This window comes from Azotobacter beijerinckii, from assembly GCF_900110885.1.
In the GTDB taxonomy this organism is placed as follows: domain Bacteria; phylum Pseudomonadota; class Gammaproteobacteria; order Pseudomonadales; family Pseudomonadaceae; genus Azotobacter; species Azotobacter beijerinckii.
On sequence record NZ_FOFJ01000044.1, the window covers coordinates 1 to 23,078 of the forward strand.

At 50.9% G+C, this 23,078-nt stretch carries 16 protein-coding genes; all 16 read left to right on the forward strand.

Features of this window, described 5'->3' with window-relative positions; translation table 11 throughout:
• On the forward strand, window positions 1-1,655 hold a 1,655-nt coding region (locus tag BMY22_RS24460; RefSeq protein WP_167363758.1), incomplete at its 5' end, for a hypothetical protein.
• Window positions 1,652-3,124 carry a coiled-coil domain-containing protein gene (locus BMY22_RS17145; RefSeq protein WP_143068530.1) on the forward strand — a complete coding sequence of 491 codons (1,473 nt, stop codon included), beginning with the start codon at window positions 1,652-1,654 and terminating at the stop codon, window positions 3,122-3,124. The genes BMY22_RS24460 and BMY22_RS17145, both read left to right, overlap by 4 nt.
• Before the next feature lie 2 nt (window positions 3,125-3,126).
• On the forward strand, window positions 3,127-3,753 hold the full coding sequence (locus tag BMY22_RS17150; protein WP_090624073.1) for a hypothetical protein: 627 nt from the start codon (window positions 3,127-3,129) through the stop codon (window positions 3,751-3,753).
• 121 nt (window positions 3,754-3,874) lie between these two features.
• A complete protein-coding gene (gene galE, locus BMY22_RS17155; RefSeq protein WP_090624074.1) occupies window positions 3,875-4,861 on the forward strand; it encodes a UDP-glucose 4-epimerase GalE in 987 nt (328 codons plus the stop codon).
• Window positions 4,862-4,898: 37 nt separating this feature from the next.
• Window positions 4,899-6,659, forward strand: a complete 1,761-nt coding sequence (locus BMY22_RS17160) for a glycosyltransferase family 2 protein (RefSeq protein ID WP_090624076.1) — start codon at window positions 4,899-4,901, stop codon at window positions 6,657-6,659.
• 41 nt (window positions 6,660-6,700) lie between these two features.
• Window positions 6,701-7,927, forward strand: a complete 1,227-nt coding sequence (locus BMY22_RS17165; protein WP_167363759.1) for a glycosyltransferase family 4 protein — start codon at window positions 6,701-6,703, stop codon at window positions 7,925-7,927.
• 174 nt (window positions 7,928-8,101) lie between these two features.
• Window positions 8,102-9,241, forward strand: coding sequence for a polysaccharide pyruvyl transferase family protein (locus BMY22_RS17170; protein ID WP_090624079.1), 1,140 nt, complete (start codon window positions 8,102-8,104; stop codon window positions 9,239-9,241).
• 9 nt (window positions 9,242-9,250) lie between these two features.
• Window positions 9,251-10,126 (forward strand): acyltransferase, encoded by an 876-nt coding sequence (locus BMY22_RS17175; protein WP_090624081.1) that lies wholly within the window; start codon window positions 9,251-9,253, stop codon window positions 10,124-10,126.
• A gap of 374 nt (window positions 10,127-10,500) precedes the next feature.
• Window positions 10,501-11,715: a hypothetical protein gene (locus BMY22_RS23905; RefSeq protein ID WP_143068531.1), complete on the forward strand. Its 1,215-nt coding sequence runs from the start codon at window positions 10,501-10,503 to the stop codon at window positions 11,713-11,715.
• A gap of 289 nt (window positions 11,716-12,004) precedes the next feature.
• Window positions 12,005-12,955: a GSCFA domain-containing protein gene (locus BMY22_RS17180; protein WP_090624082.1), complete on the forward strand. Its 951-nt coding sequence runs from the start codon at window positions 12,005-12,007 to the stop codon at window positions 12,953-12,955.
• A 544-nt stretch (window positions 12,956-13,499) separates the two neighbouring features.
• A complete protein-coding gene (locus BMY22_RS17185) occupies window positions 13,500-16,523 on the forward strand; it encodes a glycosyltransferase family 2 protein (RefSeq protein ID WP_208599322.1) in 3,024 nt (1,007 codons plus the stop codon).
• 50 nt (window positions 16,524-16,573) lie between these two features.
• Entirely contained in the window at window positions 16,574-17,842 is a 1,269-nt protein-coding gene (locus BMY22_RS17190; RefSeq protein WP_090624084.1) for a glycosyltransferase family 2 protein, read from the forward strand.
• Between the two features lie 35 nt (window positions 17,843-17,877).
• Complete coding sequence (locus tag BMY22_RS17195; RefSeq protein WP_090624085.1) at window positions 17,878-19,044, forward strand: nucleotide sugar dehydrogenase; 1,167 nt, start codon at window positions 17,878-17,880, stop codon at window positions 19,042-19,044.
• Entirely contained in the window at window positions 18,986-20,605 is a 1,620-nt protein-coding gene (locus tag BMY22_RS17200) for a class I SAM-dependent methyltransferase (protein ID WP_244158904.1), read from the forward strand. Before BMY22_RS17195 ends, BMY22_RS17200 begins: the two co-directional genes overlap by 59 nt.
• 470 nt (window positions 20,606-21,075) lie before the next feature.
• On the forward strand, window positions 21,076-22,173 hold the full coding sequence (gene rfbB / locus BMY22_RS17205; RefSeq protein ID WP_090624088.1) for a dTDP-glucose 4,6-dehydratase: 1,098 nt from the start codon (window positions 21,076-21,078) through the stop codon (window positions 22,171-22,173).
• The gene (gene rfbD / locus BMY22_RS17210) at window positions 22,170-23,078 is read left to right on the forward strand and encodes a dTDP-4-dehydrorhamnose reductase (RefSeq protein ID WP_090624090.1); all 909 of its coding nucleotides are present in this window, start codon (window positions 22,170-22,172) and stop codon (window positions 23,076-23,078) included. The genes rfbB and rfbD overlap by 4 nt, the downstream gene beginning before the upstream one ends.

Genomic DNA, 23,078 nt, shown 5'->3' on the forward strand with positions numbered 1-23,078 from the left:
AAGAAAAAGCCGAACTCGTCGCCACGCGCGATGCTCTGGCCAAGGAGAAAACCGCCCTCGCCGCCGCACGCGACGAACAGGCCAGGCTCGCCAACAAACGCCAGGTACAGCTCGAAGTACTCTCCAAGGAGGCAGCTGAACTTATCGCCATCCGCGACGCGTTGGCCAAGGAAAAAACCCAGCTCGCTGCTGCCCGCGACGAACAGGCTAAACTCGCCAGTGAACGCGAGGTACAGATCAACGCTCTCGCCAACGAAAAAAGCAACCTCATTGCCACATATAGCGAGCAAGCCAAACTGCTCAACGAGCACAAGGCCCAAATCGACAAGCTTCTCAACGAGAAAGCCGAACTTGTCGCTGCTCGTTACAACTTGCACAAAGAAAAAACCAACCTTACAGTCGCCCGCGACGCACTATTGAAAGAAACCCCCCCGATAACCGAAACGACCCAAAAGCAGCTCAAAATCCTATCAGCCGAGAAGACAACTCTTCAGGCTAACCTGGATGCATTAACCAAAGAGCACGAGCAACAGCACAGTAAGCTTGATGAGTCGGAAAATGAAAACCAGCAACTGCTCATCCAACTCCACCAGACCCAGGAAGAGCTGGAGCGCTACCTCTTGCAATACCAATCCAGTCAGGAGCAATTGGGCAAACAGCAGACACGTCTGCAGAAAATACTCCAGCGCCACCCCGACTACTGGGACTTCAATACCCTCGAAATCAACCTGGTGGAAAGCGACAGCAGCCAGCAAATCGTCCAGTGGCGTTTGACCGAACTCTACATCGGCGAGCGGCTGATTCCCGAAATCCGCTTCAAGACCTGTCTCGCCAATGGCCTGGCAGGCATCGTCATCCAGCGGACGGAGGGCACAGGCTCACCAGCTCCACTACTACGCTGGCCGAACGGTTTCGCCACTGCAGAAGAATTGCCTTGCATACCGACCCGCGGCCCCTCCACCCAAGGCAACAATGCCGCACTGAGCGGGCTGGGCACTTCCGATTGGGACACCATTCAGCGTCTTGCGAAGCAACTGGCTGGACTCCTCGCTCAGCCGACAGAAAACCGGTTGCCCAAGCAACTGAATTCCGCCGCCCTGCGCAACGGGCTGCTCGCCTTTGCCAAAACCTTGGCTGGCTGGCCCAAAATGCTGCGCTACGACAGCATCCAACTCCAGGAAGCGCTTTGCAACCAGGGCTATGAACGCCTGGGAATCAGCCTCGGTAACCTATGCTTCGGCCATAGTCACTGGCCCGCATTCGACTATCGCCTTGCCACTGTCGATATCGAGCCACACCCCTTCGGCCAGAATCCCCGCCTGGAGTTCCCCGACGGAAGCTCCCGAAATGTCCTGCAAAACTGGTTTGCAGAAAGCACCGATAGCCACGGCTCGCGCCTGGAACTGCGCTTCGCCCGGCCGAACGCCATGGATACCAACGTATGGGGCGCGCTGAGCCAGAACGATCAACAACTGATCGGCACCCTGATCAAGACCCTTCCCCTTCAGCTCGAAGATCTCAAACAGGCCTATCCCGCCGCCAGCCGACCATGGCAAGACTGGCAAGCCATGGCTGGCATGCTTAGAGATACCCTCAGAGACATTCTGATCCGAACCACGGCACTCCGCGGAACTCCCGCGGGAATCGAGGAATGACGATGGACGAAACACGCTCCGCCGAAAGCAGGCAAATACCCAACCAGCAACAAACCGCAAACCTTCTGCAAGCGCTTTTCCCGCCACAGTCGGCCATTCTCGTCGGCGCCAGCCAGAGCAACCCGAACCGACTCGACTGGCAGAGCATCCCCCCTGAAAACGTTCTACTCATCGATGCCAAACAAGAGGCACTGGCAGGCATCAAGCAAAACGTCGCCCTAGCCTCCGACTGGCAAATGCGCAACGCGGTACTCGCCGAAAGCCAAGGCGAGGCCCCGTTTTTTTCAGCCAGCAATCCCGGCGAAGACGGGCTCGTTCCCCCACAAAAACTCGTCAGCCTTTGGGCAAATCTACGCCCCCAGGGCCAACGGACCTGCACCACCCAGACGCTGCAAACGCTTCTCTCCGAGCCCCAGCTCGCGCCGCTCGCCTCGGCCACGAACACTTGGCTAGTCATCGACTGCCTGCCGGCACTGCGCATCCTGCAGGGTGCCGGCCCGCTGCTGAAGCAATGGAAAGTGCTATGGGTACGGGTGCTGCTCGCCCCGCTCGAAGATAATGAGCCCGGCACAACGCTGGCCGAGATCGAGCGCTATCTAGCCGATCACGATTACCGGTGCATCGGCTGCTTCGAAGAAAACCATCCCCGCATCGGCCAAGCCATCTTTCTGCACGATACCGGGGACCTAAACACTCCACTCGCTGTCGCCTACGACGCACTGAACGCGGAAAAACTGAGTCTACTCGGCGAACGCGATGCGCTTCTCCTAGACAAAAGTGCACTTGGGGCCGAGCGTGACACACTACGCCAGGAAAAGAGCAATCTGCTCGCCAGCTGCGATACCTTGGGCAAGGAAAAAGCCGCCCTTGTCGCTGCCCGCGACGAACAGACCAAGCTCGCCAACGAGCGCAAGGCCCAGATCGATGCACTTTCCAGGGAAAAAGCCGACCTGCTCGCCAACCGCGACGCCTTGATCAAGGAAAAAACCGAACTCGCCGCAGCCCGCGATGCTCTGGCCAAGGAAAAAACCGCTCTCGCTGCCACACGTGACGAACAGGCCAAGCTCGCCAACGAGCACAAGAGCCAGCTCGATGCGCTCGCCAAGGAAAAAACCGCCTTGATCGCTGCCCGCGACGAACAGGCCAAGCTCGCCAACGAGCGTAAGGCCCAGCTCGACGCACTCGCCAAGGGAACGGCCGAGCTGGTTGCCATACGTGATGCGTTGGTCAAGGAAAAAACCTCACTTCTCGCCCAGCTCGGGGAGCAAACCGAAAAAGCCAATGCGCTTCTTCTGACCCGCGACAACCAGACCCTGATCCTTTCCGAGCGCGATAGCCAAATTCACCAATTTGAAGCCGAATACAGCGAGAACCTCGCGAGACTCCGACTGATGCAGGACGAACTGGTGAAAGGCGAGGCTCAGATCGAACTCATCAAGGACCTACTCCTTCGCGAACCGGGACTCTGACCATGCTGAACAGCTTAACGAAATGGATTCGCCACCTTTTCGGCTCCAAGCCCCAAGAGCCCGAGCAGGATGTTGCTGCGACATTTGCATTCTCCGAAGAGCCATCTTCGACCGGCAAAAAGGTCACGGCATTCGCCGAGGAAGGCATCACCGTCGTCCCTTATGACGAAAACCTGCTCGAACGTGCTCGCATCCAATGGCAGTTCGGCGATTGGGAAAGCCTTGCCAGGCTCGAACGCAGTACCCTGCAGCACCATCCGGATCGCGCCAAACTCGCCCTGCTCGCAGCCTCGGGTCACTTCCAGCAGGGCAATATCTCTGTAGCCAAGCAATTTATCCAACTGGCTCAGGACTGGGGTTGCAGTAAACGGCTGCTCGGACAAGTGCTGATCGCCGGCGTGCATAACAGCCTGGGGCGCACCGCAGCAAGCATGGGCGACAAGGAGCGGGCCATGTCGCACTTCGGCAACGCCGTCTCCCTGGTGACCCCTGGTAGCGACCTTCGTCTCGTCACCCGGGCTCGGACGCTCGAACAGTACTCCCAGCTCGGCCAGCCCCCTATCGAACTGTTACAACACGACCCAAAGTTATCTGAAGCCACCTACCCACAGAAAGAAACCATCTCTTAGTTAAAACACTGAAAACAGTTTCCTCATATAGATATTGATGTCACCCAGCCATGTTCCGGCTGGGGTTGCCATGGATTATCAGCCACTTTTCATTGACAAACTAACGCTAGAGCATATTGAAATGTCGCAAACTATTCTCATCGTTGGCGGTGCTGGCTATATTGGCTCCCATATGGTCTGGCTCCTCGGCCAGAAAGGCATAAACGTTATCACTTTAGACAATTTGTCATCTGGTCACCGCGATGCGGTGTTACACGGTGAGTTCATACACGGAGATATCGCCGACCGCCTGTTGCTCGACAAGATCTTCAAGAAGCACTCGATAGATGCGGTCATGCACTTTGCCTCATTCATACAAGTTGGCGAGTCCGTCCAAGACCCAGCCAAGTACTACCAGAACAACGTAGCCAATACGCTAAACTTGCTGAACGCCATGTGTGCCCATGGCGTGAATAAGTTCATATTTTCATCCACTGCAGCCATTTTCGGCGAACCGCAATACATACCCATCGACGAAGAACATCCCAAACAGCCCATCAATCCTTATGGCCGCAGTAAGTTGATGATAGAAGAAGCCTTGGCCGACTATGACCGGGCATACGGCCTCAAGTCCGTTTGCCTGCGCTATTTTAATGCGGCAGGTGCACACCCCGATGCTCTTCTGGGTGAGCGGCACGATCCAGAAACCCATCTTATTCCTCTGATATTGCAAGCGGCCTCAGGGCAGCGTGCCGATATCACAGTGTTTGGACATGATTACGACACTCCGGACGGTACCTGTATCCGCGATTACATCCATATTCTGGACCTGGCCGAAGCACATTGGTTAGCGGTGAAGCACCTGTCTAATGGAGGTGACAGCACCAACTATAACCTGGGCAACGGCGAAGGATATTCAGTCAAGGAAGTAATAGATAGCGCCCAGCGTATTGCCAAGCGCAAGGTTCCAGTAAAGAACGGGAGCCGTCGAGAGGGTGATCCCAAAGCGTTGGTTGCCGACTCGAAAAAAATCCAGAAAGAACTTGGCTGGCAGCCTATCCATACCAGCCTGGACTCAATAGTTCAGCACGCCTGGCTCTGGGAACAGACCAAATCAAACGTGAAATAAACCCTCCTTGACAACCCCAAAATCCGAGCTGCACAACATGCTATCCCTTGAAAACTCGTCTAGCAAGCTCAATGGCCATGCCAGAAAAAAAACACCGGAAAAAAAGCTAGGCTCCCCCCAAGAAGCCATAGTCCATATCCACAATCGGAAAAATGAACGCCATGCCGCCATCAAGATAGACTCTCTTGAGGCGTCAAACTCCCAACTGAAAATTATTGGCTGGTGCTTCGGCGAGTGCACGATAAAACTAGTGCACAACAAGCGGAACACTCCACATGAAATCAACCGCAACAGGCGACTCGACGTTGCGAACTCCTTGAAGGTTTCCGAGCCGGAAAGTGGCTTTGGCTTTACGGTGACGACCACGCTCCAAAATGGCGAATATACGCTTCAATTGCAAACCCTCATGGATGAGTACGAAACAACATACGACTTCCCATTAAATATCAAGAAAACAATCACCCATCAGGGAAAAAAATCGAACTCCCCCCAACCCCTGGGCTTTATTGAAGTCGCTGCGGTAGCCAATACCACGACCGATGCCGTAGTGGTCGGATGGGCATTGCACTCCGAAGACACCGCCATATGGATAGAAGACGAGGAAGGATTCCCTTTCTCTCTCCAATGGGCATTCCGGCTTTTCCGTCAAGACGTACTTGACGCATACGGAAACAGCTTTGGCCATACATCCAGCATGGCCGGCTTCATGCTTCATATCAATGGCGTCAAGCCAGGCAACAAATTGAGGCTGATGGCGCAAATGATGGATGGCGAGCCAGCAGTTTTGGGCGAAGTGGAATGCACCAGCCTCCCCACCGATCCAGTCGCCGCCAGCCGCTGGCTGTTCGGAATACAGACACCGATGGGACAACTTCACCAACGCTTCCCGCTGGTGGATATTCCCGTCATCAATAGCCTCAAGGAACACCAGCAACACACTCAGGACGATCTCCCGGTCCAAGTCCGCCAACTGGGCCAACCGCCCAGACAACCATTGGTCAGCATCATCATACCGCTGTATGGGCGCACGGACTTCGTCGAGCACCAGCTTATAGAGTTCACTCGCGACAGCTGGCTGGCGCAACACGCCGAAATCATTTATGTAATCGACGACCCCAGGCTGGTCGAAGAGTTTGCCGCGCAAGCAGAATTGCTGTATCGCCTGTATCGACTACCTTTTCGCTGGGTATGGGGCAGCACCAACCGCGGCTTCTCCGGTGCAAACAATCTCGGTGTGCAACACGCCAGCAGCGAATATCTTCTGTTCCTGAACAGCGATGCCTTCCCGCAACAGCCCGGCTGGCTGCAACAAATGCTGGATGTGCTTGCCGACAACCCGGAGATCGGCGCAGTCGGGCCGCGCCTGGTGTTTGCCGACGGCTCCATTCAACACTGCAGCATGGAGTTTTCCAGGCGCGAGGAGTTGGGTATATGGATCAACCATCATCCTCGCATGGGGCTCGATCCCAAGCTTGACCCTCACCGAGAATTGACCACGGTTTCGGCCGTTACCGGTGCCTGTCTGGCAGTTAGCCGCATCAACTTTGATCGCATAGGTGGCTGGGACACCAGTTATCTTATCGGTGATTTCGAAGATTCTGACTTTTGCCTCAAACTGCGCAGGGCTGGATTGCAAATAGCCTACCTACCTACTGTGCAGCTTACCCACCTGGAGCGTCAGTCCTTCAAACTGCTTGGACAAGACGATTTCCGTACACGTGTGGTGATCTATAACGCCGTTCGCCACCAGACACGCTGGCGAGACCTGATCGAAGCGTCAACCAACGGCATCGTTTAACTGAGCAAAATATAATGAATAGTAAACACCGAATTCTAGTAATGTCCCATGCCCACCCCGATTTCAGTCTCGGTGGTGGGGAGATCGCAGCCTATAACCTCTATAAAGCCTACCGTGACAATGAAAATGTAGAGCAGGCTTGGTTTTTAGCTCGAGCAGATCGGCGTCGGGGATTGACAGGCGCAATCAGCATGCGCCGCCCCAACGAATATCTGTGGGAGCAATCGGTCTATGACTGGCACAAGATGAAAGCGGCTCACCAAGACTCACTGACGACTTGGTTTGCCGATCTCATTCGGGCTCTCAAGCCCACCATTGTTCATACCCACCATTATGCCCACTTGGGGCTTGAATACTTACGAATCATTAAACAGATAGATCCCAGCATCAAAATTGTGATGACGCTGCATGAATACATGGGTATTTGCAAAAATAATGGCCAGATGATTAAAGCTGGAAGCTTCAAGCTCTGCAGCAGGGAAAGCTACGATGAATGCAGCCAATGTTTCCCTGACAATACAGCTGAAGACTTTTGGCTACGAAAGCACTATTTCAAGAGCCACTTTGATTTTGTAGATCAGTTTGTATCCCCATCCGAATTTCTTCGGCAGCGTTATATTGCCTGGGGTTTGAAGTCCGAGCAAATTGTCGTCATTGAAAATGGTCAATCCGATGAACCGCCTTTACCAGCACGCCCGCTTGCTAAAGGTGAAACCCGAAACCGCTTTGGCTTTTTCGGACAGATCAACCCCTTCAAGGGGATAGATGTTTTGCTAGAAGCAATTTATCAAATCCCTAAGTCAGACCGAAAAAATATTGCCTTGGAAGTACATGGGGCTAACCTGGAAAATCAAGCACCCGAGTTCAGGGAAAAAATAGAGCGCCTAAGGGCCCCTCTAATAGAAGAGGGTGTTATTCAGTGGGTCGGCCCCTACCAACCTCATGAATTGAGCAGCCGCATAGCTGGCGTTGACTGGGTAATAGTTCCTTCGATTTGGTGGGAAAACTCTCCAATGGTTATACAAGAGTCCTTGGTATATGGACGCCCACTTTTAGTCTCCAATATAGGTGGAATGTACGAAAAAGTTCGTAACAACCTGGATGGAATCCATGTTCCTGCAGGAAATATCCTTGCCTGGGCCAGCACGATCAGCCAAGTAGCACAAAACAATGAGCTATGGGAAAATTTGAAAACTACTCTTAATAGGCCGCTATCATATGCCGAGTGCGGCCAGGTTCACGTAGAGCTTCTAGAGAAAATCGCCTAACCCCCCCTGAGTCTTCGCCAATCATGCACGAAAAACAGCAACACTACGAGCATCATATAAAGACTCAACAAAACGTATCCGACCGACATCGGATCTTACATCCTTAATAAATAACAGACTCAACCACTCACAACAACACCCCATCAAAACTTATTATTTAGAGAATTATAAACAATGAAACCATTTCTGCTTGGTCTTTCCCCTACGATAGAAAACAGCGCACTACTATCGACAGAAACCACCTACAGGCTGGCTGGTGAAAACACTGGTAACCTGGCCTTTTGTCATGCGATATCTCGTGCTCTTGGTGGAGATCTTAATTCAATTCTGTGGGATGCCCCAGCCCCGCAGATTGATGCAATGGGTGATATTGGCGTTATAACAATGGCTAACCAACTTGGATCACATGTTGATCTTGGGTGGGCAGCAAAACCACTGCAAGATGTAAAATGCAAACTAGTAGGCATCGGATTAGGAGCACAAGCAGGAAGCCTACAGGAAGAACCAGAAATCCCGGAAGGAACGCTTGATTGGATTCGCAACATACAAGAGCGTGCTCCAGGATCTCACCCCAACATTGCAATGCGCGGCGAATTTAGCCAGCGAGCGCTAGAGAGATATGGGCTGGCCGATCGAACAATTGTTCTGGGATGCCCAACACTTTTCATCAGCCCAGACAAAAAACTAGGAAAAACTATTGCTACACGCTTTAATAAAACCCCCTCAAATATCGCTATCACCGCAGGACATCAGCGCTGGACCCATCTGAGCACCCTCGAAAATTCACTTGTAGAAATGGCAAGCTCTACAGGCGGAGGAGCATATATTTGTCAAAGCCCTCTTGAAATGGTGATGCTTGGCCGTGGTGAAGCATCCTTGATGTCACTTGAATCGCGCAATGCCTGCCGTAATTACATTGCACCGCATATGTCCGATGATGATTTTGTGACATGGAGCATTCGTCATGCGCATAGTTTCTTCTCAGCCGCATCTTGGATGGAATATGTCCGCCGATTCGATTTTGTTATTGGAACACGAATACACGGAGCTATGTTGGCTCTACAAGTCGGTGTCCCGGCATTATGCTTGGCACATGACTCTCGTACAGTCGAGCTTTGCCAAACCATGCTCGTCCCCTATGTTAGAGCTCAAGACATAGCCTCTGGTATAACTCTCGACATGCTTCCTGACCTATTTAACTTTGATCCTGAGCTATTTGATCAGAATCGAACAAAACTAGCAAAAACATATGTAAACTTCTTGCAAAATAATCAACTAACACCCGCCCCATATTTGAAAGCCTTAGCTGAGTAACAACCAGCCATGCAGCAAGCCATTAGTCTTTACAAACAGTATTTGGCCTTGTGCAAGCAACACAACTCAAAGCCTGTTTTTTTTAATGACCTACTCAGTCAAACTGGAGAGCCACCAGGTGCAACCATAGACAAAAGAACCTGCGCTGTCAGTACATACTACTCTGGAAAGCCAACAATCCAAAAACTGACCACTATAGGCAATACTAAAACCAATATAAAACTTGTTTTTGGATGGGAAGCCAAAGTTGAAAACGTTTTAATTACTGCATACAATTCTGATTTTACAATATTTTTTTCCCCATACTGCGAAATAAAAAATCTTACCATTCAAGCCTTCGACCAAAAAAATGCCATATACATTGGCGCAGGAACAACTATAAATTCCTGTAACTTTCTAACTCAAGGGGACAACACCTATATATTTATAGGTCATGATTGCATGTTCTCAACAAACGTTCACATTCGAACGTCAGACTCACATAGTCTTTTTTCATACTCATCAGGAGACCGCTTTAATCCCGACATGTCAGTCTCACTTGGGGACCATGTATGGGTTGGTCGACATGTGACTATAAACAAAGGCTCTCAAATAGCTGATGACACTATTATTGGACAACATGCAGTAATTAGCGGCACTACTGATGCTAGCTGCTGCTACGCCGGAATTCCAGCAAAGTTAGTAAAACAGGATGTAACATGGGACCGAACCAGTGTGGCTCATCGCTCCTTAATAGAGGCCACATATCCTCATCGCCCAAGGCAGCGCTTTATCGATAATTTCTTTACAAATGGCAATAGTTTCTGCGGTAACCAAAACCAACCACAGGAAATAGACCAAGATTATAAAACCCCAAATAAATCCTATCGCTGGCTAAAAAGATAGGACCAGCGGTCAAGACCCAAGCGCAGCACCTAATCTCTTTGATAAGGTGTTGCCATATATAGCAACTCAAAGCGATCTGAAAGTCTTGTTTTTACACACCAAACAAGCCCATCAGGAGAGGAGTAAATCTTAAAGACCCCACCCCATTTAAACAATTAAAAGCTCCCTAAAAAATCCATACTTTCTCATAGCTACCCCCTTTGCAGGGAACATAACTCCCATGCCCTACAATCACCTCAATTTCAACCAAAAATTTTCAATCAAAATCAACGCTAGAAGAAGGTGGTAGCAATACTGAGCGCAGTGCCTTAGCTTAATTAAGCATTGACAACCATCAAAAAATCTTTATGCATTTCTGAGCAAGGAGTTTCTTTTTGAAAAGACAAATAAACATATCAACATCAAAAAAAAGCTCTCTTATACTATTCAGCTGGATTTCATATATCAAGGCAGGATACTGCTCACCTCCCACACCACCTTTACTAGAGATCTCTTTAGATACAAGTAAAATAGAAACCGTCTTCGAATGGAAGAAAGATAAATGCTTTGATGGCGATATACCCGACTCACCAGCAAGAGCATTTAAGTCGAAAGATGGCAGCGTATTTTTATACACATCACACCCTCAAAACACTCCACTAGTCGGCAAACATCTGAATAATGTTACCCCGAACTGCAAGCATACTTTTTTTGCATCAACCGATCAAAATCCAGAAAACTTTGATGACTTAATATGGCTGCAGACTTTTTATACTAAAGACGGAAGCACAATATATAGTCTCGGTAGCTCAGACTACCATGGCACTAGATTCAAAATATGCCCCAAACCTCTAAATGAAAGCTCGGACTGCTGGTGGAGCGCCATAATTTTAGCCACCTCTACAGATGGAGGAAATACATTCTCTACTGCATCACCACCAAAGCATGTTATCGCTCGCGCACCTCATAAATTCAGCAAAAACCCTGGAAAACCAGCAGGATTTTTTACTACATCAAACATTATATACAGGGATAACTTCTATTACACACTAATATATACATACGGCTACAAGGGGCAGAAGCAAGGAAATTGCCTTACAAGAACCGACAACCTATCAGATCCACTTTCATGGAGAACATGGGATGGTAGCGGCTTCAATCGACATTTTGTCAACCCCGAGCACCCCGATACAGAAAACCCAGAAGACTACACTTGTACAATTATCCCAGAAATCAAGAACAAAGTTAGAAGCCTATTATGGCATGAGACAACAAAGCAATATATTGCCATCTATGAGGACTACCAAAAAAGCACCAAAGATGATATCTTCCCAAACATTCAATTCAAATACACTCAATCAAAAGACCTTTTAAATTGGAGCCAATCCAAAACACTATACACCATCAAAACGCCACAAAATTGTAAAAAAATGATAATAGCCGCAGCCTATCCATCAATATTAGATCCCGACTCGAGGGATATGAATTTTGGCACCATCTCCAATCACGGATTTCTATACTTTACCCGCTTCAACCCAGCATCAAGCTGTAAAACCACCTTTGACAGAGATCTGGTTAGAATACCGCTAACCATTAATAGTCACGAATAAAAATATCATCTAATCTTTCTAAGGAAACCCTAAAAAATCCCTCCTCCTTGCCCTCATAAAAAACCAAAGGTCAGGAATGATGCGACTTTCAGGAGTGCTCCTTTGAGGCGAGAGGGGCTTTTTCAGGGCTTCCCTAAAATCCAAGCTCGACAAATCCACCCAAACACGATACAGAGATAAAAGCTTTACCAGCCGACAACAAAAATACAATTTCAGCATAAACTGCAAATATTGCTATTCAGCTATACACGGACCTATAGAAACCCAAAACATAAACAAAGGACTAATCATGCAAATCAGATTTCAAACCGGGAATAACGCATTTCAGGCTGCAAAAAATAATTCAAACCGCGCAACCCAAAAATGGGCTGAAGATTTCTGCGGCATAGCAAACATAAGTCATAAACCAAAATTTAATATACGGGAAACTTCTAAGTTTTTTACTATCGGATCTTGCTTTGCTCGCAACCTAGAAAATGTTCTTCGCATGCGAAGAATTACTTTACTCAGCGAAGTCCCTGTGCTACCCGCTGAATACTTTGAGTATACTGGCGGAACAGCACGGACCGGTTATCAGAACATTTATACTCCCGGCTCCGTTCTAGAAGCCATAAAGCTTGCTAACACTCAAGACCCTTACCAATCTATCATCGGTGAGGGCGATAATTACTTCGACCTATTAACATCTGGCTTACGCCCACTCCCTTTTGAGAAAATCACTGAAGTACGAAATGGATTGGTATCTGGTTTTAAAAAAATCCAAGAAGCGGACATATTGGTCATAACTCTTGGCTACAACGAAGCATGGTATCATATACCTTCCAAATCATTCATCAACCAAACACCATCACATATTTCGTTACGCAAAAAAATTCAGGACTTTTCATTCTCAGTTCTTTCCTACAATAATGTATATGACCTTTTAAACCAGTCCATATCTCGACTCAAAGAGATAGCTCCTCAATGTAAGATCATTTTGACTGTATCGCCAGTCCCCCTAGGATCAACCTTTACGGAAAGCCATGTAGTTGTAGCCAATCAACTTTCAAAATCCGTTCTCCGCACCGTCGCCCAACAAATTTCCGACGAGAATGAACATATAGATTATTTTCCCAGCTACGAGCTAGTTGTTAACTCAAGCAAGGAAAACGCCTTTGAAAAAGACGGTGTGCATGTCCGCCAAGCAATCGTTGAGAAAGTAATGGACTTGTTTTTTAGTAGTTATTTCTTGCCGATATAAATCGCACTTAAGCGAGACATAAAAAAGCTAAATTAGCGTAATGTGAAAAACTCCGGGCAAGTCCTTTCTGGGTTACAGAAAAATCACGAAAGCCACACCAACACTCGATCTGGCTTTTTTCTAAGGCTCAAAAATTGACTTGTTCGGAGCAGTAGACATTGTCAAAAATTGCTATCTCGCTAGAATAACCACTAAAACAGCCATCAAGAAAACGAGTGCAACACCTTAAGACTCAAATAACAAATCCATCACACTCAAACTTGATCAAGCAGCACCATAATTTATGACTACCCCAACCTAATTATTACCAAAAAGAAAAATAGTCAACCTGACTATCTATTCTATTAGGGATGGTCTGAAAAAGACTTTTTCTGAAAATCATAAGCCAGTAACTATGCGACTCACAGGGCATGTGATCTCTTGAAAACAGGGCTTTTTTCAGATATTCCTTAGTGGTAACACTGCGCGCACACTTAAGGAGAGTTTTCAAAATTCTATGGTCAATTCTCATCACACTTCCTTGTTAAAACAAGGCAACATCGCAGTGCGCAACAAGGACTACGTCACAGCAATCAGCTATTATATTCGTGCATTACCCTTTTCGGGGTCTCCCCAAACACTTCATTTCAACATTCAGATCGCACGGCGTAAGTACCGTACTCAACGAGCACTCGCCGCAAAACTCCATACGGCAATTCTCGAACCACAATTCAGCAATGATCCGAACAGCCGGAGTCAGGTAGTCGCCACGCTTTACCGGGCATTTTCCGATGTGGAGACAATTACTATCGACCAGCTGATAGCTGATCATGATGCTCTGTCCCCTCTTTCCAACGAAGCAACGTCACGGCTCATCGACTTCGTCGCCCAATCACCATTCGATGTCGTGCACCTTACCAGTCCCTGCCCTCGGCAGCTCTTGACTGGCATGCTTTACAAGCTCGTCTGGGATGCGAAAGTGCTGATCGATCTCGACGATGGCGTCCTCGAAGCCCCACAAGAAAGATTGCCGCGCTTGACCGATACCCACCTTCGGGAACGCGACTTTTCCGCCGCAAACGCCCAGGAATGGAGCCAGATCGCCCTGACGCTGGCGCATGAGCTGGATGGAGTCACGGTTTCCAGTGCTGCAGTCCAGCAACGCTTCGGCGGCATCCTTATTGCCCTTACCTCAGACCAGGAAAATGCATCGAAGCTACGGTACGCTGTCGATAGCGCCATTCACAAGCCATTCGCGCCAGCGCTTGGAAGGTTTTGCAAAGCGGCCTTGCCACCGCTCAAGCCGCTGATACAGCTGCAGGAATCTTCTGGCAATCGAATCAAGCTGAAACTGACTCCACTCAGCCAGTTGGAACAGGATGGCGACAACGATAAGTACTGGAAATCCCTCGGCGAAGATCCGCACTTCCAGCTTGAATTCGAATCCATCACGGAGTTGCAGGCGGGCTGGTATCGTATCGACCTGCTGATCGATGCCTCCAGACCGCAAAACTCGGCCAAATTCTACCTTGATCATGGCCAGGGTTATTCGGAGGCTGATACTTTTATCTTGCCTTATCAGACAGAAACTCTTGCGACACGGGTTTGCTTTTTTTCCAAACCGATTCGATCCGCTCGTTTTGATCCGAAGGAACTCAAGGGACGATTCCGCATACTGGCCTTGCAGTGGACGCGCATCGACGAGGGCACGGCCAAGAGGCAGATACTGACGCAGATCGCTTATGGTAAAGGCAAATCCACCCCAGCTTCTTTAAAGCAATTACGTATAGACCTGGAGCGACAGGTATACGAGAGGAAAACCTCGCTGTCCGAAGTTTTGGCGCGCAAATACAACGAGCTTTTCATCGTCGCGCCAGGACAAGCCAGCTATGAAGACTGGATCGAGAACATCGAAAAACCCAGCCTGCCCAGTGCAGGCGAGATCCGGACCATGCTTGCGGGGTTTGAATACAAGCCGCTCATCTCGGTGACCATGCCGACCTACAATACCGGCGAAGAATACTTGCGTGCCTGCATCGACTCGGTCATCGCCCAGAGCTACCCGCACTGGGAACTGTGCATCGCCGACGACGCATCGCCCAAACCCCATGTACGCCAGCTGCTGGAGGCGTACCAGGCACAAGATCCACGTATAAAGGTCGTATTCCGAACGGAAAACGGCCATATCTCGCACGCCTCGAACTCGGCATTAAGCTTGGCCGGTGGTGACTTCGTCGCACTGTTGGATCATGACGATGCCTTGCCCGAACATGCCCTGTTCTTCATGGCCCAAGCGATCACTCGACACCCGGATGCGCAGATCTTCTACAGCGACGAAGACAAGCTCAACGCCGAAGGCCAACGCTTCGACCCGCACTTCAAGAGCGACTGGAATCCGGACCTGTTCTACTCCCAGAACTATGTTTCGCACTTGGGCGTATACAGGCGGTCGCTGCTCGAACGAATCGGTGGTTTCCGCGCTGGCGTGGAAGGCAGCCAGGATCAGGATTTGCTGCTGCGCTGCCTGTTGTATGTGAAAGGCCCGCAGATTGTGCATATTCCCCGCGTGCTATATCACTGGCGTACCGTCGAGGGCTCCACCGCTCTCGCCTCGGGGGAAAAGAGCTATACCACCGAAGCAGGGGTCAAGGCATTGACGGACTACTTTGCCGAAGCACACCCGGCCGTGCGTGTCGAACCGGGACAGCTACCCAATACCTATCGAGTACGCTGGCCATTGCCGGAACCGGCGCCGCTGGTCAGCCTGCTGATCCCGACCCGCGACCGCCGCGCCCTGACCGAGACCTGCGTGCGTAGCATCCTGGAGAAGTCGACCTATACGAACTATGAAATCCTGATCCTGGACAACGGCAGCGTCGAGACCGAGACTCTGGAGTTCTTCGAACAGATCCAGCAGGAAGACCGGCGGGTTCGGGTGCTACGCTACGATCATCCGTTCAATTATTCGGCGATCAACAATTTCGGCGTGCAACACGCGCACGGTGAAGTCATCGGCCTGATCAACAACGATATCGAAGTCATCGCCCCGGAATGGCTGGGCGAAATGGTTTCCCATGCGATGCGAGCGGATATCGGCTGCGTTGGAGCCAAGCTGTATTACAGCAACGGCACCATTCAGCATGCAGGAGTCATATGCTCTATTGGAGGGGTTGCCGGTCATAGCCATAAGCATTTCCCACGGGATCATCCTGGCTATTTCTGCAGGCTACAACTGGTCCAGACACTGTCTGCCGTCACGGCAGCCTGCCTATTGATCCGCCGAAGTATTTTTGATGAAGTTAATGGTTTGGATGAGGAACACCTAAAGGTTGCCTTCAATGATGTTGATTTCTGCCTAAAAGTACGCACTGCCGGCTATCGAAACCTCTGGACACCCTACGCAGAGCTATATCATCATGAGTCCATCAGCCGTGGTGCCGAGGACTCTCCGGAGAAAATTGAACGATTCCGAAAAGAAATAGAGTTCATGAAAGAAAAATGGAATAAGGAACTTGAGATAGATCCTTACTACAACCAAAACCTAACTAAAATCAAGGAGGATTTTTCCATTAGACATAGTAATTATTAATCACTAAAGTCTTCAAGAATCTCTCACACAAGCTCACCCAATAGTCGGCCATGAAAAAAATCAATGACAAACAAAAATTAGCTATAGCAGCCATCTTTAAAAACGAAGGCCCATATATCTTAGAATGGATAGCATTTCATCGCACCATTGGTGTTGATAATTTTTTCATTGCAGACAATGGAAGCACGGACGGCTCTTCTGATCTTCTCCAAGCCCTCGAAAAACTTGGGATCATCACATATATTCCATTTCCGTCTACTCCAGGGGTTCCACCACAACTCTCCGCTTACAAGAAAATCATCAACGAGCATATCTCTGAGGCTCAGTGGTTTGCTTTTATTGACGCCGACGAATTCCTACTACCAACAGATGGAGAGACCTCCATTAAACCCGCATTACAGCGCCTCACAGAAGATAACAGTATAGGGGCAATTGCTGTAAACTGGGCCACATATGGATCTTCTCATCATAAGGAATACTCTGCCGACCTTGTAGTTGAGCGCTTCAATTACCGCGCCACAAAGGACTTTGGCGTAAATAGGCACTATAAATCCATCGTTCGCTCTGATGCTTATGTGGACACACATGAAAACCCCCATCTCTTCAAGATCAAGGAGGGTCTGCGCTATGTTCATGCCAATAATCGCAACATAACACAATACAACCAGGAAATAATTGGCCTTAGCCAAGAAACATGTTGGGAACCATTCAGAATTAATCATTATATTGTTAAGTCATTTGAAGAATTCACACTCAAAAAGAATCGCGGCCGAGCTACTATAGCTGCTGCCGCAGGATTGAACCGAAACAACTCATTTTTTCAAGGACATGACCGCAACGATGAAAAAGAAACTATAAACAGCAACCTACTAGAGTTGATCAAAAATGAAATCAACAGACTGAAACAGCAGCTAATTCAAATAAAAACAGATAAAAACATCATTGAACTACCATTTCCAAAGGCCCCCAAGCTTATTGGATGCATGGACTACGCAAAGCTTATAGGATCAGATTTGGAGTTCCTAGGGTGGGCATTTTTTGATGACAATAGCCCTGTCACATTCCACGCAAGCATTGATAATTTCATTTTCGAAACGAAAGCAACTACAAAAATATTCCGACCGGATGTCAAACGCAAGATCCTAGGTGCCCCCATAGACTGCGGATTCAGAACATCTATTTCTTTAAGTGAAATTCCACGAAACTTATTACATAAAGAAATCTATCTCAACGCCACCACAACAGGAGCATCGTATCGAATACCTGCAGGCTCCAGCTATCAATACCCACTACCAGAAACTACCAAACTTGCAAGATAATTATATATTTCAATTTTTCCCATGAAGACCCAACGATGAAAATTGTAATTGTCGGCACAGGATATGTCGGCCTTTCAAATGCCGTACTGCTCGCCCAACACAATGACGTCGTGGCGCTGGACATCGTCCCGGAAAAAATCGAAGCCCTTAATCGGCGTCTGTCCCCTATCGCCGATCCGGAACTGGAAGAGTTCTTGCGCGACAAGCCGCTGAATCTGCGCGCCACGCTCGACAAGGAGGAGGCCTATCGGGATGCCGATTGCGTGATCATCGCTACCCCCACGGATTACGATACGGAAACCAACTATTTCAACACCCGTTCGGTCGAAGCGGTGATCCGCGATGTGCTGTCGATCAATCCGACGGCGTTGATGGTGATCAAGTCGACCGTTCCGGTGGGCTTTACCGAACGGATGCGACAGGAGTTCGGTTGTGACAACATTCTCTTTTCTCCGGAGTTTCTCCGCGAAGGTCGGGCGCTGTACGATAATCTCCATCCGTCGCGCATCGTGGTCGGAGGACGCTCGGAGCGGGCACGGGGCTTTGCCGACCTGCTGCTGCAGGGTGCCTTGAAAAGAGACGTTCCGGTGCAGCTCACCGACTCCACCGAAGCCGAGGCGATCAAGCTGTTCGCCAACACCTATCTGGCGATGCGGGTGGCCTACTTCAACGAACTGGATACCTACGCCGAGATACACGGGCTGGACACACGGCAGATCATCGAAGGCGTCGGGTTGGACCCACGCATTGGCAGCCACTACCGCAACCCCTCATTCGGCTATGGCGGCTACTGTCTGCCAAAGGACGCCAAGCAGTTGCTGGCCAACTACGCCAACGTCCCCAACAACCTGATCCGCGCCATCGTGGAGGCCAACATCACCCGCAAGGACTTCATCGCCGAAGCGATCCTGAAACGACAACCGAAGGTGGTCGGTATCTACAGGCTGATCATGAAGGCAGGATCGGATAACTTTCGTGCTTCGTCGATCCAGGGGATCATGAAACGCATCAAGGCCAAAGGGGTCGAAGTGGTAGTCTACGAGCCGGTCTTGAAAGAGGAATCGTTCTTCAATTCACGGGTCGTCGGGAGTCTCGACGAGTTCAAGCGCATTGCCGATATAGTCGTGGCCAATCGATTGTCGGATGACATTCAAGACATACGAGACAAAGTCTACACACGCGACTTGTTCGGGCAAGATTGACAAGATAAAAGAATTTCTCACACTCTGCACAGGCCCTGCTGAAATGCCTTCGATAACGCTGAAAGACCATTACGTCGAACACGAAGGACTCCTATCGGACAAATGGGATATCTACCTGTCCGAATATGAGCGCCTGTTTCGCTCCCAGAGACAGGCGCCCGTGACGATTCTGGAAATTGGCGTTCAGAACGGCGGCTCACTGGAAATATGGGAAAAGTATTTCCCCAATGCATCGACGATCATCGGCTGCGATATTAATCCACGCTGCGAAAACATTACCTATACCTCCGACAAGACCCACTTGGTCATTGGAGATATCAATCAGCCTCAGACATTGGAAAAGATATTTTCCATAACGCAGGAATTTGATATCGTTATAGAAGATGGGTCCCATACCAGCAGCGACATTATCGGTACTTTCTGTAACTTTTTTCCACGCTTGAAGCATGGTGGCCTTTATATCGCCGAGGACTTGCACTGCAGCTACTGGGAAGACTATGAGGGTGGTCTGCACCATCCACGCTCGTCCATGGCCTTCTTCAAGGCGCTGGCGGATGTTTTGAACTTCGAGCATTGGGGTATAGAACACAGCCGAGTAAAGCTGCTGCAGGCATTCGGCATCTCGGCACCACTCGGCGAGGTGGTACTTGCAGAAATCCATTCGATTGAATTCGTCAACTCCATGTGCATCATCACCAAACATCCCGCAGCGAGCAACCGCCTCGGAAAGCGCTATATCGCGGGAAAATCCGCGCTAGTATGCGACATCAAAAACACTCATGGAACATACATCGGCGTTCCATCCCAAGATAAAAATAAGTTTTCCATAAGCAAAATAGCCAATAACGATCAAACTCCACCAAAGAAAACCCCTCGGAATCGCCCTCTTAGTCTCGCGGCCAAAATCTATTGGCACGAAAAACAGGGCAATGCTGCTTCAGGCTACTCCGAAGTACGTAGTAGTGCAGCCAAATATTCAACCGATGGCGAGCGCCAAACGCTTACCCTCCTATTCCCAGATACTGTGGGACTGCTCGATAGTCTGCGCCTGGACATATCGGATGACCTGGCGGCGATCATCCTGCATGGAATGCGTCTTGTCGATTCGGATGGCCACGAGCTCTGGCAGTGGTCGGGCTATACGAATGCCCTTGCCAAAGTGGGTGGAATAGCCTTTTTTCGCGATGGCGATGGCGAACCCTGTACCCTCTTCGCGTTGAACGACGACCCGCGATTTGAACTCGTTTTGCCTGACGAGACGCTGGCTGCCATTCGACCGGGCTGCTCGCTTCTGCTCGACATCACCCCCTATACGCTGGCCAGCCAGCTTCCTCGGGTGTTCGCCCAGTCGGGTGCGCTAGCGGCAGAGTTTAGAATCATGGCCGAACAGCTCAATACCAGGCTCGACCAGAAGGACCGACTGATCGCCAGCCAGAAGGAGCGCATCCAGCGCCTCGAAAAAAACCAACACGAACAGTACGAACAGCTCCTGCGTGCAGAAAGCCAACTGGCCTTGCTAAAGGAGCTTGTTGTCTCTAGCGGATGCGTGGAGTCGTTATGACTCTTGGGCGCCCATCGGTCGGCGAGTTCGCCTACGACTGGCGTCAGATGGGCACCACGAATAAGACAGCCGCATAAAGAATCAATAATGCATCATTTCTTAACAATTTTATTGCAGGCTACAAACAGCAAAGTACTTTTTACCAACAGCACTCCAAGCATCTTCGTTGCTGACACGCTGACCAAGACTGATCATATGATGACTAAACCATCTCGACTGATCGCCTGACAGCTCTCTTTTTAAAGAGAGCGCCCAATCCTGCCCCCAACGAGACTCAAAGAATTGATTTTTTAATCAAATCGGTCTAGTCAAGAAACAAGCAGTCATAACAGCGAGTTAGCAGTGTGCCAAAGGAGAAACTCCGTAGCCAGCCTATATTCAATATCAAAACAAGACAGTGCTCACCTGCTCTATTTTTCATAATTACCTGACCACTACCCTCTCCACTTTTCGTTATATAAGGGAATACCATGATCTTCGTAACAGGCGGCGCCGGCTTCATCGGTTCGAATTTCGTTCTGCAATGGTGCCGCAACACCGATGAAACCGTTCTGAATCTGGACGCGCTGACCTATGCCGGCAACCTGGCCAACCTGCAGTCGCTGGAACAGTCGCCGCAGCATCGGTTCGTGCAAGGCGATATTCGCGATACAGAGCTGCTGAAGCAGCTGTTCGCCGAGCACAAGCCACGGGCGGTGCTGCATTTCGCCGCGGAATCTCATGTGGACCGCTCGATCATCGGCCCGGAAGCCTTCGTCGAGACCAACGTGGTCGGTACCTTCCGCCTGCTGGAGGCGACACGCGCTTACTGGAATGGCCTGGAGGCCGCGGACAAGGCGGCATTCCGCTTCCTGCACGTCTCCACCGACGAGGTGTACGGCACCCTGGGGCCGAACGATCCGGCCTTCAGCGAAACCACGCCCTACGCGCCGAACAGCCCCTACTCGGCGTCCAAGGCGGGCTCCGACCACATGGTCCGCGCCTATCATCACACCTATGGGCTGCCGGTGCTGACCACCAACTGCTCGAACAACTACGGGCCCTATCACTTCCCGGAGAAGCTGATCCCGCTGATGATCGTCAATGCGCTGGCCGGCAAGCCGCTGCCGGTGTACGGCGACGGCCAGCAGATCCGCGACTGGCTGTATGTGGAAGACCACTGCGCAGCCATCCGTCGCGTGCTCGACGCCGGCACGCCGGGCGAGACCTACAACGTCGGCGGCTGGAACGAGAAGGCCAATATCGACATCGTGCAGACCGTCTGTGCCCTGCTGGACGAACTGGCGCCGGCCGGCAAGCGGGGCGTTCGCCATGCCCAGAGCGGCGAGCCGCTGAGCAACTATGCCGAATTGGTCACCTTCGTCACCGATCGTCCCGGCCATGACCGCCGTTACGCCATCGACGCCCGCAAGCTCGAGCGTGAACTCGGCTGGAAGCCGGCGGAAACCTTCGAGACCGGAATCCGCAAGACGGTGCAGTGGTACCTGGCCAACCAAGAGTGGGTGACCGGCGTGCTGGACGGTAGCTATCGCGACTGGGTGCAGACGCAATACGGGGCCAAGGCATGAGGATTCTGCTGCTGGGCAAGAATGGTCAGGTCGGATGGGAACTGCAGCGCGCTCTGGCGCCGCTGGGCGAAGTGGTGGCGCTGGATCGCCACGGCGAGCAGGGATTGTGCGGAGATCTGGCCGACCTCGACGGTCTGACCGCCACCCTGCGCGCGCTCGATCCGGACGTAATCGTCAACGCCGCGGCCTACACGGCGGTGGACAAGGCGGAAAACGAGCCGGAACTGGCGCTGCGCATCAATGGCGAGGCACCCGGCGTGCTGGCGCGGGAGGCCGCCCGACTGGGCGCCTGGCTGGTGCATTACTCGACCGACTATGTGTTCGACGGTAGCGGCGAACAGCCCTGGCGCGAGGACGCGCCGACCGGGCCGCTGTCGGTCTACGGTCGCAGCAAGCTGGCCGGCGAGGCGGCGATCGCCGCCAGTGGCGCCCGGGCGCTGGTGTTTCGCACCAGTTGGGTCTATGCGGCACGCGGCGGCAACTTCGCCAAGACCATGCTGCGCCTGGCCCGGGAACGCGATCAACTGCGGGTGATCGCCGATCAGATCGGCGCACCGACCGGCGCCGAGCTGATCGCCGACGTGACCGCCCATGCGCTGCGCCAGGTACTGGGCAGCGCCGATGCCTCCCCCCTGGGGGGCGTCTATCACCTGGCAGCGGCTGGCGAAACCTCCTGGTTCGATTACGCCCGCTTCGTGCTGCTGCAGACCGAGCAGGCCGGCGAGGTTCTCAAGGTCGGCCACGAGCAGATCGAGGCCATCCCCACCAGCGCCTATCCGACCCCGGCGCAGCGTCCCCTCAATTCGCGTCTCGACACGACCAAGCTGCAGGAAACCTTCGGCTTGCACCTGCCGAACTGGCAGGACGGTGTGGCGCGCATGCTGACTGAAACGACAAAGGACTGA

Coding starts and splice junctions, on each gene's coding strand:
- BMY22_RS17145 (WP_143068530.1), top strand. CDS start 1,652: ATGACGATGGACGAAACACGCTCCGCCGAAAGCAGGCAAATACCCAAC.
- BMY22_RS17150 (WP_090624073.1), top strand. CDS start 3,127: ATGCTGAACAGCTTAACGAAATGGATTCGCCACCTTTTCGGCTCCAAG.
- galE (WP_090624074.1), top strand. CDS start 3,875: ATGTCGCAAACTATTCTCATCGTTGGCGGTGCTGGCTATATTGGCTCC.
- BMY22_RS17160 (WP_090624076.1), top strand. CDS start 4,899: ATGCTATCCCTTGAAAACTCGTCTAGCAAGCTCAATGGCCATGCCAGA.
- BMY22_RS17165 (WP_167363759.1), top strand. CDS start 6,701: ATGTCCCATGCCCACCCCGATTTCAGTCTCGGTGGTGGGGAGATCGCA.
- BMY22_RS17170 (WP_090624079.1), top strand. CDS start 8,102: ATGAAACCATTTCTGCTTGGTCTTTCCCCTACGATAGAAAACAGCGCA.
- BMY22_RS17175 (WP_090624081.1), top strand. CDS start 9,251: ATGCAGCAAGCCATTAGTCTTTACAAACAGTATTTGGCCTTGTGCAAG.
- BMY22_RS17180 (WP_090624082.1), top strand. CDS start 12,005: ATGCAAATCAGATTTCAAACCGGGAATAACGCATTTCAGGCTGCAAAA.
- BMY22_RS17190 (WP_090624084.1), top strand. CDS start 16,574: ATGAAAAAAATCAATGACAAACAAAAATTAGCTATAGCAGCCATCTTT.
- BMY22_RS17195 (WP_090624085.1), top strand. CDS start 17,878: ATGAAAATTGTAATTGTCGGCACAGGATATGTCGGCCTTTCAAATGCC.
- BMY22_RS17200 (WP_244158904.1), top strand. CDS start 18,986: ATGACATTCAAGACATACGAGACAAAGTCTACACACGCGACTTGTTCG.
- rfbB (WP_090624088.1), top strand. CDS start 21,076: ATGATCTTCGTAACAGGCGGCGCCGGCTTCATCGGTTCGAATTTCGTT.
- rfbD (WP_090624090.1), top strand. CDS start 22,170: ATGAGGATTCTGCTGCTGGGCAAGAATGGTCAGGTCGGATGGGAACTG.